The organism is Qipengyuania sp. B-5, assembly GCF_056857815.1.
The window spans coordinates 16,224-32,504 of sequence record NZ_JBSXNU010000019.1 but is presented as its reverse complement, the minus strand read 5'-3'; the positions used below and the strand labels follow the sequence as shown (position 1 = coordinate 32,504).

Annotated in this window: 17 protein-coding genes; 15 read left to right on the top strand and 2 right to left on the bottom strand. The window is 62.6% G+C overall.

What is annotated here, in order from left to right:
* Nucleotides 1-73 precede the first annotated feature (73 nt).
* Both glpX and AC13CE_RS01110 read left to right on the top strand, forming a co-directional pair.
* Nucleotides 74-1,048, top strand: a complete 975-nt coding sequence (gene glpX, locus AC13CE_RS01115; protein ID WP_473822209.1) for a class II fructose-bisphosphatase — start codon at nucleotides 74-76, stop codon at nucleotides 1,046-1,048.
* Nucleotides 1,049-1,136: 88 nt separating this feature from the next.
* A complete protein-coding gene (locus AC13CE_RS01110) occupies nucleotides 1,137-2,072 on the top strand; it encodes a ribose-phosphate pyrophosphokinase (protein ID WP_482971188.1) in 936 nt (311 codons plus the stop codon).
* Nucleotides 2,073-2,078: 6 nt separating this feature from the next.
* On the opposite strand, the gene AC13CE_RS01105 is transcribed toward AC13CE_RS01110, so the two are convergent.
* Entirely contained in the window at nucleotides 2,079-3,014 is a 936-nt protein-coding gene (locus tag AC13CE_RS01105) for a helix-turn-helix domain-containing protein (RefSeq protein WP_482971187.1), read from the bottom strand.
* A 149-nt stretch (nucleotides 3,015-3,163) separates the two neighbouring features.
* Between AC13CE_RS01105 and hisN the strand changes: the two genes are divergently transcribed.
* The gene (gene hisN, locus AC13CE_RS01100; RefSeq protein WP_482971186.1) at nucleotides 3,164-3,943 is read left to right on the top strand and encodes a histidinol-phosphatase; all 780 of its coding nucleotides are present in this window, start codon (nucleotides 3,164-3,166) and stop codon (nucleotides 3,941-3,943) included.
* 89 nt (nucleotides 3,944-4,032) lie between these two features.
* Here the strand turns inward: hisN and AC13CE_RS01095 are convergent, their stop codons facing one another.
* Nucleotides 4,033-5,037, bottom strand: a complete 1,005-nt coding sequence (locus AC13CE_RS01095) for an SRPBCC family protein (RefSeq protein ID WP_482971185.1) — start codon at nucleotides 5,035-5,037, stop codon at nucleotides 4,033-4,035.
* Between the two features lie 83 nt (nucleotides 5,038-5,120).
* On the opposite strand from AC13CE_RS01095, the gene AC13CE_RS01090 reads away from it, so the two are divergent.
* From AC13CE_RS01090 to AC13CE_RS01035, 12 genes are all read left to right on the top strand, one after another.
* Nucleotides 5,121-5,873, top strand: coding sequence for an SDR family oxidoreductase (locus tag AC13CE_RS01090; protein ID WP_482971184.1), 753 nt, complete (start codon nucleotides 5,121-5,123; stop codon nucleotides 5,871-5,873).
* 120 nt (nucleotides 5,874-5,993) lie between these two features.
* Nucleotides 5,994-6,197, top strand: coding sequence for a 50S ribosomal protein L35 (gene rpmI / locus AC13CE_RS01085; protein WP_160727701.1), 204 nt, complete (start codon nucleotides 5,994-5,996; stop codon nucleotides 6,195-6,197).
* Between the two features lie 25 nt (nucleotides 6,198-6,222).
* Nucleotides 6,223-6,582, top strand: a complete 360-nt coding sequence (gene rplT / locus AC13CE_RS01080) for a 50S ribosomal protein L20 (protein ID WP_006834668.1) — start codon at nucleotides 6,223-6,225, stop codon at nucleotides 6,580-6,582.
* Nucleotides 6,583-6,689: 107 nt separating this feature from the next.
* Nucleotides 6,690-7,625 (top strand): AraC family transcriptional regulator, encoded by a 936-nt coding sequence (locus tag AC13CE_RS01075; protein ID WP_482971183.1) that lies wholly within the window; start codon nucleotides 6,690-6,692, stop codon nucleotides 7,623-7,625.
* Between the two features lie 128 nt (nucleotides 7,626-7,753).
* Entirely contained in the window at nucleotides 7,754-8,890 is a 1,137-nt protein-coding gene (pheS, locus tag AC13CE_RS01070; protein ID WP_482971182.1) for a phenylalanine--tRNA ligase subunit alpha, read from the top strand.
* Nucleotides 8,887-11,277: a phenylalanine--tRNA ligase subunit beta gene (gene pheT / locus AC13CE_RS01065; RefSeq protein ID WP_482971181.1), complete on the top strand. Its 2,391-nt coding sequence runs from the start codon at nucleotides 8,887-8,889 to the stop codon at nucleotides 11,275-11,277. Before pheS ends, pheT begins: the two co-directional genes overlap by 4 nt.
* Entirely contained in the window at nucleotides 11,274-11,771 is a 498-nt protein-coding gene (locus AC13CE_RS01060) for a hypothetical protein (RefSeq protein ID WP_482971180.1), read from the top strand. The genes pheT and AC13CE_RS01060 overlap by 4 nt, the downstream gene beginning before the upstream one ends.
* The gene (locus AC13CE_RS01055; RefSeq protein ID WP_482971179.1) at nucleotides 11,768-12,520 is read left to right on the top strand and encodes an SDR family NAD(P)-dependent oxidoreductase; all 753 of its coding nucleotides are present in this window, start codon (nucleotides 11,768-11,770) and stop codon (nucleotides 12,518-12,520) included. Before AC13CE_RS01060 ends, AC13CE_RS01055 begins: the two co-directional genes overlap by 4 nt.
* A 93-nt stretch (nucleotides 12,521-12,613) precedes the next feature.
* Nucleotides 12,614-14,137 (top strand): peptide chain release factor 3, encoded by a 1,524-nt coding sequence (locus tag AC13CE_RS01050; protein ID WP_482971178.1) that lies wholly within the window; start codon nucleotides 12,614-12,616, stop codon nucleotides 14,135-14,137.
* A gap of 37 nt (nucleotides 14,138-14,174) precedes the next feature.
* The gene (locus AC13CE_RS01045; protein WP_482971177.1) at nucleotides 14,175-15,044 is read left to right on the top strand and encodes an alpha/beta fold hydrolase; all 870 of its coding nucleotides are present in this window, start codon (nucleotides 14,175-14,177) and stop codon (nucleotides 15,042-15,044) included.
* Between the two features lie 42 nt (nucleotides 15,045-15,086).
* Nucleotides 15,087-15,788, top strand: coding sequence for an endonuclease/exonuclease/phosphatase family protein (locus AC13CE_RS01040; RefSeq protein WP_482971176.1), 702 nt, complete (start codon nucleotides 15,087-15,089; stop codon nucleotides 15,786-15,788).
* Between the two features lie 145 nt (nucleotides 15,789-15,933).
* A complete protein-coding gene (locus tag AC13CE_RS01035) occupies nucleotides 15,934-16,272 on the top strand; it encodes a P-II family nitrogen regulator (protein ID WP_221538278.1) in 339 nt (112 codons plus the stop codon).
* Nucleotides 16,273-16,281 lie beyond the last annotated feature (9 nt).

Here is a 16,281-nt window from a genome sequence, read left to right as displayed (position 1 = left end):
CGGCCTCACGCATACGAATTCGCAGCAAGATATCCGCGCAGCGGCACCTCTGGCTTCAAGGACTGAACTCTCGATGAACTCGCCTGCCTCCAATCCTCTCGACCGTGTTCTCGTACTCGAAATGGTCCGCGTGACCGAGGCTGCAGCGGTGGCTGCCTCAAAGCTGATCGGCCGGGGCGACGAGAAGGCCGCCGACGCTGCCGCGGTGGAAGCGATGCGCAAGGCATTCGATACGCTCGAAATAGACGGAACGGTGGTGATCGGCGAAGGCGAGCGCGACGAAGCGCCGATGCTCTTCATTGGCGAAAAAGTAGGCGGCGCGCCCGGCAAGGGGCCGAAAATCGACATCGCCCTCGATCCGCTGGAAGGAACCACGATCACCGCCAAGGCAGGGCCGAACTCTCTTGCAGTGCTGGCGGCCAGTGCCGAAGGCTGCCTGCTCAACGCGCCGGATGTCTACATGGACAAGCTGGCGGTCGGCCCGGGCTATCCCGATGGTGTGATCGACCTTGCCAAGTCGCCAACCGAGAATGTGAAGGCAGTAGCTGCGGCTAAAGGCGTAGAACCCTCCGACATCATCGTTTGCGTGCTCGACCGCCCGCGTCATGCCGATTTGATCGCCGAACTGCGCGCACTGGGCTGCGGCGTGGTCCTGATCGGCGATGGCGATGTGGCCGGAGTGATCGCCGTGACCGATGAAGACACCACGATCGACATGTATATGGGCCAGGGCGGCGCACCCGAAGGTGTGCTGGCGGCTGCCGCGCTCCGCTGTGTGGGCGGGCAATTCAATGGCCGTCTTGTGTTCCGCAACGAGGACGAAAAGGCACGCGCTGCCAAGTGGGGTATCACGGATCTCGATCGGATCTACACGCGCGACGATCTGGTAAAAGGCGACTGCATCTTCGCCGCCACGGGCGTGACCTCGGGCTCACTGCTCGAAGGCGTCAAGTACCGGCGCGGCGGAAAGATGACCACCGAGAGCGTGGTCATGCGCGCTTCGAGCGGGACGGTTCGCTGGATCAAGGGTGAGCACCGCGTCGGATAACCGGCGCAAAACTGCGCCCTTCGATGTTGCAATCCCATGACGCTCGGCTAGGCGGGACTGACTGCCAGCCGACACGGGAATCGCAAGCATGAAGATCATGGCCGCCAATTCGAACCTGCCGCTCGCCCGGGCGATCGCGGCCTATCTCGAAATGCCACTGGTCGATGCTGGCGTACGTCGTTTTGCCGACGAGGAAATCTTCGTCGAAATCCATGAAAACGTGCGCGGCGAGGACGTGTTCGTGGTCCAGTCGACCAGCTACCCGGCGAACGACAATCTCATGGAACTGCTCATCTGTATCGACGCGCTCAAGCGCGCGTCGGCGCGGCGCATTACTGCGGTGGTCCCTTATTTCGGCTATGCGCGACAGGATCGAAAGCCAGGGCCACGCACTCCGATCTCGGCCAAGCTGGTCGCCAATCTGATTACCGAGGCAGGGGCTGACCGTGTGCTTGCGGTCGATCTGCATGCGGGCCAGATCCAGGGCTTCTTCGATATCCCGACCGACAATCTGTTCGCCGCGCCCGTGATGGCAGCCGACATCCAGGCGCGTTACGGCGATCAGGACCTCATGGTCGTCAGCCCCGACGTTGGCGGCGTGGTTCGTGCACGTGCGCTCGCCAAGCGGCTCGATAATGCGCCCCTGGCAATCGTCGACAAGCGCCGCGACCGGCCGGGCGAGAGCGAGGTGATGAACATCATCGGCGAAGTGAAGGGCAGGCACTGCATCCTGATCGACGACATCGTCGATTCGGGGGGCACGCTTTGCAATGCGGCACAGGCTTTGCTCGACCAGGGCGCCGCTTCGGTCGCAGCCTATATCACCCACGGCGTGCTTTCGGGCGGAGCGGTGGCGCGGGTGGACGGCTCTTTGCTGAAGGAACTCGTAATTACCGATTCCATCCGCCCGACCGATGCGGCCAAGGACTCGACCAAGGTGCGCATCCTCACCATCGCTCCACTGATCGGTGAGGCCGTGCGCCGGATTGCGGACGAAAGCTCGGTCAGTTCTCTCTTCGACTGACAGGGGTTACTGCGGCTCGGCCGCTGGGTCGCGCCAGGGGCGCGGTTCGTCGCTCGATAGACGCGCAATCGCATCGAGCCGCCGCGACTGGCGGATTTCCATCGTAATCAGCAGCAGTGGGTGGCTTCCCTTCTTGAGACGACCGGGTGTCGTGTCGAACAGCTGGCGCATCTCGCGCGTGACATGAGACTGATCGAAATAGCGAAGGGCAATTTCCGGCTCCTCCTCTCTGCTCGCGACTTTCAGCAAAGCCGCCGCCATATCGAGTGCCCTGGCACGCCGCATGGCGAAGCGCGGTGACACGCCCAGATCGCGATTGACGATCCGCTCGAGCGTACGGCGGGCTATTCCATTGGCTTTTGCAAAACGATCAAGTGATGCGCCGGGATCGGTGAGGCACAATGTCTCGAACTCGCGAAGCAGAGGATTCGGTGGAGGGAGTTCCGCGCGTTTCACATCGTGCTGCAACTGGTTCTCTGCAGAAGCAAGCCAGGCTGAAACGTCGGCCTGAGGAGAGTACGCCTCTGCCGGAAAGGCTTCATGTGTGAAACAGTCGAAGGGAAGGATTCGATCGTTCAATTGTTCGATCGGGGGCAAGTCCAACCCCTGGATCGCTCCGGGAGCGAAATTGATTGTTACGACCCGAAACGTGCCATGGGCTTTCAGGCGCATCATCTTGGTGCAAGGTCCGAAGAACAGGGCAAGGCCTCGCTCTCCCGGAGAGAACTCTTGCAGTCCATCGGCAGTCTGCGCCGTCCAGCGCGAGCCGTAAATCATCCGCATGATCGGATGTTCTCCGAAGGTGCCGCATTCGATCGACTGACCTTCGGGAAGCGTCACAGACGTCACGCCGATCCGCGTTATCCAGGGCTTGAGCGGATCACAGGGATTGCGGTTGAAGGCGAGCGGAAGTCCATCCGGCGTTGATCCGGTCGTTGACACGAATCCACGCGCAGAATCCCGCCCCTTCCCCGGTGGGGAGTTATTGTCCTGTTCCCTGTCGATCGGTAGCTTCCCTTCAGTGCGACCCGAAGGGTGAAGTCCCTGCCGGCTCTCTTGACCAGAACCGCAATCCTGTCAAATGCGCCGCCATGACTTCACGATCCGACTTCGAACTCGCTCACCGTCTTGCAGATGCGGCGGCCGAGGTGATCCGCCCCATGTTTCGCGGGAACTGGGACGAAGAAGAGAAGTCTGATCGCAGCTTCGTAACGGAAGCGGACCGTGCTGCGGAAGCGGCCATGCGTTCCATAATCGAAGCCGATCGGCCGGACGATGGCATCATCGGTGAAGAATACGGCACGCGTAACGAGGGCGCCGGGCGCCAATGGGTGCTGGACCCGATCGACGGAACCACCAGCTTCATCGCCGGACGGCCGATCTTCGGGACGCTGATTGCCCTGATGCAGGATGGCTTTCCCGTCCTCGGCATCATCGACCAGCCGATCGCGAAGGAGCGCTGGGCCGGCCGAACGGGTGAAGGGACTATGTTCAACGGCAAGCCGGTGCGCAGTGCAGCCTGCCGGGAGCTCGCGAATGCAGTGCTTGCGACCACCACCCCGCACCAGTTTTCCGACCAGGAGGCCGATCACTTCATGGGCCTTGCGAAGGCGGTGGCGGAACGCAAGATCATCTATGGTGGCGATTGCTATAATTACGGCCTCGTCGCCAGCGGTTATGTCGATGTGGTCTGCGAAGCCGGACTCAAGCTCTACGACTTCGCAGCGCTTGCCCCGGTGGTCGAAGGTGCGGGCGGGATCATGTGCGACTGGGCAGGGGAGCCGCTCCACGCCGAAAGCAACGGCAATGCTCTGGCCATCGGTGATCCGGCACGGCTCGAGGATGTCCTCGAGGCCATGAACCTGACGTAATCTCGCGACACGGCGCGTGCAGCGAATGGACAACCTTGCAGATATGCCTGGTGTCAGGAAACGATGGGGATGATCGTAAAGATACTCTGCTAAGATTGAGCCTCGGCCCTTTGGCGGATCGTTTCGAGAAGGTTTTCCGAGATATCACCCAAGAACAGCTCGCCCCACAGGGCGGCATAGGAGTTGAGGTGGGTACGGGCTGTATAGTCCGTGTGAAGCGTGAGGCGCTGTTTTCCGCCGGCCAGTCTTTCTAGGCGGTAGCCACCGCGACGGATCTGCATGTGCTTACTTCCCGGGTTGAGATGTGCGTCCGTGAACTCCCAGCCCGCGCTGTCGCCAAAGTCGAACATCCATCCGATTTCGCGATGCACTTCCCATCTGTCGACGACTTCTGCGAAGCGAATTCCCTTTTCCCAGAATCCTTCGCGGCGAGCGCCAACGCCTTCGCCTTCGAGCTCTGCCTCCAGCGGGCGAGGAAGACCCGCAATATCCTGGGAAAAATTGAACGCGCCTTCGTCTTCCGCGATGCGCTTCATACCCCGCATCAGCGGCCAGATCGCTCTGGGCGAGGCATCGATGATGACGCTTCGTTCAACGCGGTAGTCCGCTTCCGGTGTGGGCAGAGCCATCTCGAGAGGAAAGATGACGAGAGGCAGAGCCGCGATGCCCAGCGCGTGCATCCGGTTCGCCGGGGCACCATCTCCCAGCTTCCTGCGCATCCGGCGAAGCAGAAGCGTACCAGCCGCGCCGCTTGCGAGCCAGATGGGCGAAAGCATGATCACGCAGATCGTGCCTTCCTTCAGGATCGGAATCGAGATCGCCCACATCCCGATCATCAAATATGTCGGTACGCGTAAATAGTAGCGGCTCTCCCGCCGGAAGAGTGGATCTCCCATCCAGGCGGCAAATGCGCAGAGTACGGCCGGCTGGAGGATAGCGAAGCTGACGGAAAAATAGCCGGCGTCCGGCCGAACGAGGTCGACAAGTGCATATCCAGCCAATGCATAGGCAGCCAGCGCCAGCATGCCTGCCATCCAGCGCATGCCCGCGCCGCTCCAGTCGTAACCCGATTTTGGGACCTCGCTCTCGTCCATTGCGCTTGGTTCTACTGCAAAGGCGGTCAAGAGCAACTGCGCGCGGGCTGGAAGTCGGGGCGGGAAGCGGTTAACCGCGCAGCATGGTGGGAAAATGCAGAACCCTTGATGGACGGATCGCGCTGGTGACGGGCGCGGCGCGTGGTTTGGGGCTTGCTATCGCCAAACGGCTGGCGGAAGCCGGCGCGCGCGTCTGGCTCAACGGACGCGATGCAGCAGCCTTGTCCGAGGCTGTTGCCCATATCGGCGAGCAAGCACATCCCTTGGTCTTCGATATTACCGATGAAGCCGCCACCGTGAAAGCGTTCGAGGAATTGGCCGTGCAGGGCATAGACATCCTCGTCAACAATGTGGGGGAGCGTGACCGGCGCTCTTTCGAAAAAATTGCGCGCAGCGACATCGCCCGCCTGCTCGACAGCAATCTCGTCGCGCCTTTCGATCTTGCGCGCCGTTCTGTGCCGTTGATGCGGGCGCGTGGCTACGGACGAATCATAAACATCACTTCGATTGCCTCCGAGATCGCCCGCGGGGATGCTTCCTACACTGCGAGCAAGGCTGCGCTGACCGGCGTGACGCGATCGCTTGCCGCCGAGCTCGGGGCCGATGGCATCACGGTCAACGCCGTGGCGCCGGGCTTCGTGCTTACGGAAACCAATAGGGATTGGTTTACCGGAACGCCCGATATTTCCAAGCATCTCGCCCGCCGCACTTCGCTCGGTCGATGGGCAACACCCGACGAGATTGCAGGCCCTGTCGCCTTCCTTTCTTCACCCGAGGCTTCGTACATCACCGGACATACGCTGTTCGTCGACGGCGGCTACGTAACCCACTTCTGACTTGCATCCTGGCGCAAAACCGCTATTTCGCGCGCCTTCACCGACACGTGATTCTCAGCCGGCCTGGCGACAAGGGCTGCCAGGGCTGGTCCGGACGTGTCTCTGACAAAGGAGATGAAAATGCCCAAGCTGAAGACCAAGAGCGGTGTGAAGAAGCGCTTCAAGATCACCGCAACCGGCAAGATCAAGCACGGTGTGGCCGGTAAACGCCACCGCCTGATCAGCCACAATGCGAAGTATATCCGCCAGAACCGCGGCACCTCTGTCCTGTCGGAAGCCGACACGAAGACGGTGAAAAAGTGGGCGCCTTACGGCCTCGACTGATCGCGATACTTAAGGAGAAACTGATATGCCTCGCATTAAACGCGGCGTTACTACACGCCAGAAGCACAAGCGGCTCCTAGACCAGGCCAAGGGCTATCGCGGTCGCCGCAAGAATACCATCCGTGTCGCTCGTCAGGCCGTCGAAAAGGCCGGCCAGTACGCTTATCGCGACCGCAAGGTTAAGAAGCGCAATTTCCGCGCTCTCTGGATCCAGCGCATCAATGCTGCGGTCCGCGCCGAAGGCCTGACCTATTCGCAGTTCATGCACGGCACCAAGCTGGCCGGTATCGAACTGGACCGCAAGGTAATGGCCGATCTCGCCATGAACGAAGGCGCGGCCTTCAAGGCGATCATCGACCAGGCGAAGAAAGCTCTGCCTGCCTGATCAAGGCCAACTGATTCAAAGCAAACGGGCGCCTCTCAACTCGGGAGGCGCCCGTTTTCTTGTCAGTCTGTTTGGAACGAATCTCCATTCTCGGCTAAGGTGAGCCGATGAGGGTTCTCGAAAAGCACGGATTGAGACAACAGGTAAACGTCAGGTTCTTTGCGCCGCCCGATGAACTCGCGCCGTGCTTCACCACTTTCTACAAAATGGAGGTTGTCCTTCCGCAAGGTCGGACGGTCACAGATCACCTCCAGCCCGAATGGGCGAATTTGCGGTTCTTCATGCGCAATCCGCCGCGCGCAACCGTTGGGGACGGCCAAAGTCTCAGCGCCCGCTTTACGGCGACAGGGCCCAGTTCGCATCCCATGCGTTTCGAAATGGGTTCCTGCAGCATGTGGGGCATAGGCCTGTTGCCATTGGGGTGGGCGCGATACGTGCAAGAGCCCGCCGAGGATTACGCAGATACGATTTTCGATGGCGAGACCCATCCCAGCTTCGCCCGGTTTGTGCCCTTGTGCAAGAAGTTGTGCGCATCAAGCGGATCGGACGAGGACGAATTTTCCGCCATCACCGAATTCTTCAGGGAGCTGGCGCCGCCGCCCAAAGATGCGGCTCGAATACTCGCTATCCACGAGGCAATGATCGATCCATACCTGATCGAAGTCGCCACTCTGGCGGAGCGCGTAGGGCTTACGAAGAGGACGCTGGAACGTGTCTGCGGGCGTCATTTCGGCTTTCCGCCCCAGCTATTGCTGCGCCGCCAGCGAATGATGCGCAGCCTGGCGGCTTTCATGCTGGCGGACATGAAAAGCTGGTCGAAAACGATCGATCGGAACTATCATGACCAGGCCCATTTCGTGCACGAATTTCACAGCTTCATGGGCATGAGTCCGAGCCAGTATGCACGCATGGAACACCCGATCCTCGATGCCTTTATGGCTGAACGCCAGCGTGTCTGGGGTTCGCCGGTGCAGACGCTCGACCCGCCCCGTTCCACGGACCTGCCCGAGCCTCGAAGAGAAGTTTCACCGGAGCGGGAATGAGCGATCGCTTTCCCAGCGGCGGAATTCGCACCACCGGCCCTGAAGGTTCTCGCAGGTTTCACACAGGGCTTTAGGATTCCCGCCTATGCCGCTAGAGGCAGCGCGCAAGGACCTATCTCGAGAGTTTCATGACCGATCTGCCGACAATGCAAGAGGATGCGCTCCAGCGCATCGAAGGGGCGAGCGACGCCGGGGCGCTTGAGGCGCTGCGTATCGAATATCTGGGCAAGCAGGGTTCGATTTCCGCGCTGATGAAGACTTTGGGCAAGATGTCGCCCGAGGAACGGCAGGAGCAGGCGCCCAAAATTCAGAGCGCGCGCACTGCCGTTGCCGATGCGATCGCGGCGCGCAAGGAGGCTTTCGAGGCCGAGGAGCTCGAGCGCAAGCTGGCGTCGGAAACGTTGGATCTGACCTTGCCGTCACCTACCGCGCCGCGCGGCAGCGTGCATCCGGTGAGCCAGGTGATGGACGAGCTGGCGGAGATCTTCGCGGACCTCGGTTTCTCGGTCGCGACCGGCCCGGAAATCGAGGACGACTGGCACAATTTCACCGCGCTCAACATGGCCGAAACCCACCCGGCCCGCGCGATGCACGACACGTTCTACTGTTCGGCGGAGGGTGCGAATGAAGCGCTTGATACGGCCGCGAACAGCGCGCCGAACACCCGCCGCATGCTGCTGCGCACGCACACCTCGCCAGTGCAGATCCGCTCCATGAAAGAGCAGGGCGCACCCATCCGCATCATCGCTCCGGGCCGCGTCTATCGCTCCGACAGCGACGCGACGCATACGCCGATGTTCCACCAGATCGAAGGCCTGGTGGTCGACAAGGGAATCCACCTCGGCCATCTCAAGTGGACGCTGGAAACCTTCCTCAAGGCCTTCTTCGAGCGCGACGATATCGTGCTGCGCCTGCGGCCCTCCTATTTCCCGTTCACCGAACCCAGCGTCGAGGTCGACGTGGGCTGGGAAAACGTGAATGGCCGCAAGGTCCTGGGCGGTGACGGCGATGCGCCGGGCCATGGCTGGATGGAATTGCTCGGCAGCGGCATGGTCAATGCCCGCGTGCTCGAGTTTGCCGGGCTCGATCCGGACGAATGGCAGGGCTTCGCATTCGGCGTCGGCGTCGACCGGCTCGCCATGCTCAAATACGGGATGGACGATTTGCGCGCCTTCTTCGACGGCGACCAGCGCTGGCTCGACCACTACGGCTTCTCGCCCTTCGACCAGCCGACCCTTTCCGCCGGTGTGGGAGCAGGCGCATGAAGTTCTCGCTCGAATGGCTGAAGTACTTCCTCGACACCGATGCCGGCGTGGCGGACATCGCGGCTGCGCTCAATCGCATCGGCCACGAAGTCGAAGGGATCGAGGACCCGGCGGAAAAGCTCCAGGGCTTCCGGGTCGCCAAGGTGCTGACCGCTTCGCCGCATCCCGATGCCGACAAGCTGCAGGTGCTGACCGTCGATACCGGTGAGGGCGATCCGCTGCAGGTCGTCTGCGGCGCGCCCAATGCGCGCGCTGGCATGAAGGGCGTGCTCGGCCTGCCCGGTGCGGTGGTTCCTGCCAATGGCATGGAGCTGCGCAAGAGCGCGATCCGCGGTGTCGAATCGATTGGCATGATGTGCTCCGTGCGCGAGCTCGAACTGGGCGACGAGCATGACGGCATTATCGAGCTGCCCGAAGATGCCCCGGTCGGCATGGGCATGGCTGAATATCACGAAGCCTCCCCCGTGTTCGACGTGGCGATCACTCCGAACCGCCCCGATTGCATGGGCGTGATGGGCATCGCGCGCGACCTTGCGGCGGCAGGGCTCGGCACGTTCAAGCCGATCGAGATCGCGGACATCGCCGCCAGGGGCGCGTGCCCGGTGGAAATCCGGATCGACGATCCCGAAGGCTGTCCGGCATTCTATGGCCGGGTCATTCGCGGGGTGAAGAATGGCAGCAGTCCGGAATGGATGCAGCGCCGCCTGATCGCGGCGGGCCAGCGGCCGATTTCGGCACTGGTCGATGCGACCAACTATCTCATGCTCGCCTTCGGACGCCCGGCGCATGTCTATGACCTCGCCAAGCTGTCGGGCGCAGTGGTCGCGCGGCGCGCCGGTGACGGCGAGACATTCGATGCGCTCAACGAGAAGACCTATACGCTCGACGGCACGATGACCGTGATCGCCGACGACAAGGGCGTCCACGATATCGCGGGCATCATGGGTGGCGCGCATTCGGGTGCAAGCGAGGAGACGACCGACGTCCTTCTCGAAATCGCCTATTTCGATCCCGAGCTGATCGGCGTGACCGGCCGCAAGCTGGGCCTCGCTTCCGATGCGCGCACGCGGTTCGAGCGCGGCGTCGACCCGGAGTTTCTCGACGACGGTCTCGCAATCCTGACCAGCCTGATCACGAAGACCTGCGGCGGAGAACCCACCGAAGCTGTCCGTGCCGGCACTCCGCCTGCAGAGGCCAAGTCGCTTACGTTCGACCCGAGCCTTACCGCGCGCCTTGGCGGTCTCGACGTGGCGAATGAAGAGCAGCGGGCGATCCTCGAATCGCTGGATTTCAAGGTTTCGGACGACTGGGTGGTGACCTGTCCGCCCCGCCGCCATGACATCGAAGGCCCTGCCGATCTGGTGGAAGAGGTCGTCCGCATCCACGGCATCGACAATGTCGCGAGCACGCCGCTGCCGCGCCGGCCGGGCGTCGCACTGCCGACCGCGACGCCGATGCAGGCGATGGAGCGCAAGCTGCGCCGTGCAGCCGCTGCGCGCGGCCTCAACGAAGCGATCACCTGGTCCTTCCTTCCCGCTGCCGAAGCCGGGTATTTCGCCGACGGGGCCGCGCTATGGGTGCTCGAAAACCCGATCAGCGAGGACATGAAGGTGATGCGGCCCTCGCTCATTCCCGGTCTGCTCTCCGCCGCCAAGCGCAATGCCGACCGGGTTGCGGACGGTGCGCGCCTGTTCGAGATCGGACGGCGCTATTTCCGCGGGGCGGACGGTGCGAGCGACGAAAAACCGACGCTCGGCGTCGTGCTCTCGGGCGAGAAAACGCAGCGCGGCTGGGCCAGCGGCAAGGCGCAGCCATTCGATGCCTATGACGCAAAGGCAGAAGCCGTGGCGCTGCTCGAAGCGGCAGGTGCCCCAGTCGCCAATCTCATGGTGATGGGCGAGGCGGGCGACCAGTTCCATCCCGGCCAGTCGGCCACGCTGCGGCTCGGCCCCAAGAACGTCCTCGCCCGCTTCGGTGCGCTGCACCCGAATACCTGCCGGGCCTTCGACGTCGACGGGCCGGTAATGGCGGTCGAGATTTTCCTCGATGCTATCCCAGCAAAGAAGAGCGGCGGCGGTTTCGCCCGCGCTGCCTATGCGCCCCCGGCGCTGCAGGCGGTCACGCGCGATTTCGCCTTCCTCGTTCCCGAGGACCTTGCGGCGGGCGATCTCGTCAAGGCGGTGCGCGGTGCGGACAAGAAGGCCGTGGTCGATGCCCGCGTGTTCGACGTCTTCGCCGGGCAGGGCGTACCCGAAGGCAAGAAGTCGGTCGCGGTCGAGGTCATCCTCCAGCCGGGCGACAAGAGCTTCACCGACGAGGAGATCAAGGCGATTTCCGACCGTGTGGTGGGGAACGCTGCCAAGCAGGGTGCGGAGCTGCGCGGATGAGGATCGTTTCGATCTTTCTGATGGTCTTCGCCGTCAATTTATTTTCTTGTGCTGCCAACCAGACATCCGAGCAGTACCTCGCCGGTGGCGTCTGGGAAACTTCGGTCACTCTCGAAGAATATGTTAACCCGGATTTGATTGCTGATGAGCGGGCGATGCTTCTTGACACCGGACAGGCCAGCCAATCGACTACGACCGAATGTCGGCCCGCTCAAACAACAAAACTGACACCAACTGTGGGCCAATCGTTTTCAATGGGGAACGCGGCCACGTGCAAATATGTAGAAGTTAAAGACCAAGGCAGTTCGGCAGAGCGAACAGTGAAATGTACCGCTCCAAATGAATTAACGATTGAGATCTTGGGTGAAGTCCAGCCTGAGTTCACCGATCTGCGTATTAAAGTAAGTAGGTTGGACCGACCAGAAAGCTATGCGATCTCACGCGAGGTTTCTCGAATGGTCGGACCGTGCTCTGTCGAGGAAGGCGTTGAATGAAAACCGCTCTCGTAACCGGAGCCACCGCAGGTATTGGCGAAGCGACCGTCCGCACGCTGGTCGGGAGCGGCTGGCGCTGCGTGGCGACCGGGCGGCGCAAGGAACGGCTCGATGCGCTGGTGGACGAGCTGGGATCGGACAAGGTCCACGCGGCCTGTTTCGACGTGACCGACGAGGCCGCGCGCGATGCGGCGCTCGATGCCTTGCCCGATGCCTTCGCGGGGATCGACCTGCTGGTGAACAATGCCGGTCTCGCGCTCGGCACCAGTCCGGCGCAGGACAGCGATCTGGCCGACTGGAAGACCATGATCGAAACCAATGTCACGGCGCTGGTTTCGCTGACCCACAAGCTGCTGCCGGTCCTGATCGAACGCAAGGGCGCGATCGTGAACCTGTCCTCCGTGGCGGCGAATTATCCCTATACGGGCGGCAACGTCTATGGCGGGACCAAGGCCTTCGTGCGCCAGTTCACGCTGGGGCTGCGCAGCGATCTCCACGGCACCGGCGTGCGCGTGTGTTCGATAGAGCCGGGCATGGTCGAAACCGAATTCACGCTTGTGCGGACCGGCGGCAATGCCGAGGCGCATGAGAAGCTTTATGGCGGCGCCGATCCGATGACCGCCGGGGACATTGCCGAAACGATCCGCTGGGTGGCCGAACTGCCCCCGCACCTCAATATCAACACGCTCGAACTGATGCCGGTGAGCCAGAGCTACGCCGGTTTCCAGGTTGCGCGGGAACACCATTAACCGTCACCCCAGCGAAAGCTGGGGTCGCTTTCGGGCATCCCGGACTTCGCTGCACGCGATCCCAGCTTTCGCTGGGATGACGAGAGAAGAAAAATGACCTCAGACCGCCGCACATTCGCCATCATCTCGCACCCCGACGCGGGTAAGACCACGCTGACCGAGAAGCTGCTGCTGACCGGCGGCGCGATCCATCTTGCGGGCGAGGTCAAGGCGCGCGGGCAGGCGCGGCGCGCGCGGTCCGACTGGATGAAGATCGAGCAGCAGCGCGGCATTTCGGTCACCTCCAGCGTGATGACCTTCGAGCGTGAGGGCATCACCTTCAACCTGCTCGATACGCCGGGGCACGAGGATTTCTCCGAAGACACCTACCGGACGCTGACCGCGGTCGATAGCGCCATCATGGTGATCGACGCGGCCAAGGGTATCGAGCCGCAGACGCGCAAGCTGTTCGAGGTCTGCCGCTTGCGCAGCGTGCCGATCATCACCTTCGTCAACAAGGTTGACCGCGAAGGGCGGCCGGTCTTCGAACTGCTTGACGAGATCGCCGACATGCTGGCGCTCGACGTCAGCCCGCAGATGTATCCGGTGGGCATGGGCGGCGAATTCCAGGGTATCCTCGATTTCGCATCCGGCGACGTGGTGGTGCCCGAAGGCCCGTCGAAGGAATTCAAGGGCAAGCGGGTGGCGGATTTCGACCTGCCCGAAGCCGTGGCGGAGAATATCGAGCTGGCGCAGATCGGTTATCCGGAATTCGACCTCGAAGCCTATCGCAACGGTGATCTCACCCCGGTCTATTTCGGATCGGCGCTGAAGGGGTTCGGTGTGACCGAACTGATCGAGGCGATCGCGAAATACGCCCCGCCGCCGCGTCCGCAGCCCGCGGGCGAGGAGCAGATCAGCCCGGACCGCGACGAGGTCACCGGCTTCATCTTCAAGGTGCAGGCCAATATGGACCCCAACCACCGTGACCGCATCGCCTTCATGCGGCAGGTGTCGGGCACCTTCAAACGCGGCATGAAGCTGACGCCCAGCGGCCTCGGCAAGCCGGTCGCGATCCATTCGCCGATCCTGTTCTTCGCGCAGGACCGCGAAGTGGCCGACACCGCCGAACCGGGCGACATCATCGGCATCCCCAACCACGGCACGCTGCGCGTGGGCGATACGCTGAGCGAGAAGAACCAGATCCGCTTCACCGGCCTGCCCAACTTCGCGCCGGAAATCCTGCGCCGCGTCGCGCTGGTCGATCCGACCAAGACCAAGCAGCTCAGGAAGGCGCTCGACGACCTGTCCGAAGAGGGCGTGATCCAGGTCTTCTATCCGCAGCTCGGCGGGCAGTGGATCATCGGCGTGGTCGGCCAGCTGCAGCTCGACGTGCTGATCTCGCGCCTCTCCGCCGAATACAAGGTCGAGGCGAAGCTGGAGGCTTCTCCCTTCGCCACCGCGCGCTGGATCAAGGGCGACGACAAGGCGCTGGCCGAGTTCGAGAAGTTCAACCTCACGAACCTCGCCAAGGACCGCGACGGCGATCTCGTCTTCATGGCGAAAAGCCCGTGGGACGTGAATTACCAGGAAGAGAAGAACCCCGACCTCGCCTTTTCGGCCACGAAGGAGCGTTGAGGTTGAATCCGGCGCGGGGTTCAAGCAAAGGCCGCGCATGACCATTCCCGGCCCGACCTCACAGACCTTCATCTCGCAGCGCCTGCGGCTCAACTATCTCGACTGGGGCAATCGGGGAAAGCCGCCGCTGGTGCTCGTCCATGGCGGGCGTGACCATGCGCGCAGCTGGGACTGGGTGGCGGAGCAGCTGCGCGACGACTGGCACGTGGTGGCGATGGACCACCGTGGCCACGGCGATTCCGACTGGGTGAGCGACGGCAATTATTCCGCCAGCGACATGGTCTACGACCTGGCGCAGCTGGTCCACCAGCTGGGCGTCGGCCCGGTGACCATCGTCAGCCATTCGATGGGCGGCAACGTCTCGCTCCGCTATGCCGGGACCTTCCCCGACATGGTGAAGAAGATCGTCGCCATCGAAGGGCTGGGGCCCAGCCCCAAGCGGCAGGCGGAGATGCGCGAGAAAAGCTATCCCGAGCGGCTCAACGAGTGGATCGGGCAGAAGCGCAAGGCCGCCGGCCGGACCCCGCGCAAATACGAAAGCATCGAAGCCGCCTTCGCCCGCATGATCGAGGAGAACAGCTATCTCACCGAAGATCAGGCGCGCCACCTCACCATCCACGGGGTGAACCGGAACGAAGACGGGACCTACAGCTGGAAGTTCGATCCGCATCTCAACGTCTGGCCGGTCGAGGATATCGCCGACGAGTTCCTCCACCAGACCTGGGCGGCGATCACCGCGCCCACGCTGCTGCTGTACGGGGCGGACAGCTGGGCCTCCAACCCCGAAGGCGACGGGCGGCTGGATCATTTCGCCAATGCGCAGGTCATCGAGTTCGAGAATGCGGGGCACTGGCTTCACCACGACCAGTTCGATCGCTTCATGGCGACGATCCGGGAATTTCTGTAGGTCTCGCGGCACAAGCGGCGGGGATCATGCATTGAGACCCATGTGCGCCTGACCTTCGCCAGCTATAACATCCACAAGGCCGTGGGGCTCGATCGCAAGCGCGATCCGGAGCGCATCCTTTCGGTCCTGCACGAAGTCGACGCCGATATCATCGCGCTGCAGGAGGCGGACCGCCGGATCGGCGCGCGCGAAACCTGCATCCCCCGCGCCGAGATCGACGATTCGCCCTGGCGGCTGGTCGAGGTGGCGAAGCGTCCGCGCAGCATCGGGTGGCACGGCAATGCCCTGCTCGTGCGGCGCAAGTTCGAGGTGCATGACGCCGAGCCGCTCGACCTCCCCACGCTTGAGCCGCGCGGCGCGGCATGCGGCGAGATCACGGTGGAAGGCCAGCGCATCCGCATCATCGGCACGCATCTCGACCTGTCCGGGCTGAGACGGCGCGACCAGATCCGCTCGCTATGCGGCTTCGTCGACGATTGCTCGCGCAACCTGCCCTCGGTCATCATGGGCGATTTCAACCAGTGGGGCAGGGCGACCGGGGCCATGCGCGAGTTCGCCGATCGCTGGGCGGTAGTGACCCCGGGCAAAAGTTACCCCTCGCGCCAGCCGGTCGCCGCGCTCGACCGCATTGTGGCGAGCACCCATTGGAAGTGCGTCGAGTCCAGGGTGCACCATACCGGCCTGTCCGCTGTTGCCTCCGACCACCTTCCGGTCGTGGCGACACTAGAGCTGATTAATAAATAACCACACGCCTATTATTTAGGCAATAAAACATCCCCACTAAACCGAAATTGCGCATTTTCCCGTCTTCCGCCTGATTGGCACGGCTTTTGCTGCATGTGCGAAAGCCGGTGTTTGGGCCGGTGCGCTTAGCAAGAGGGGTGAAAGCGTGAAATTCATCATCGCAGTCATCAAGCCGTTCAAGCTCGACGAGGTCCGCGAGGCCCTGGGCGGGATTGGCGTGGCCGGAATGACCGTTACCGAAGTCAAGGGCTTCGGACGGCAGAAGGGCCAGACCGAGATTTATCGCGGGGCCGAATATTCGACCAATATGCTGCCCAAGGTGAAGCTCGAAATCGCGGTTGCCGACGATCTCGCGGCTCAGGTGATCGAGACGATCCAGCAAACCGCCAGCACCGCAGCGATCGGCGACGGCAAGATCTTCGTTTTCGACCTAGCCAGCGCCACCCGCATCCGCACCGGCGAAACCGGCGAAACCGCGCTGTGACGCCTTGGA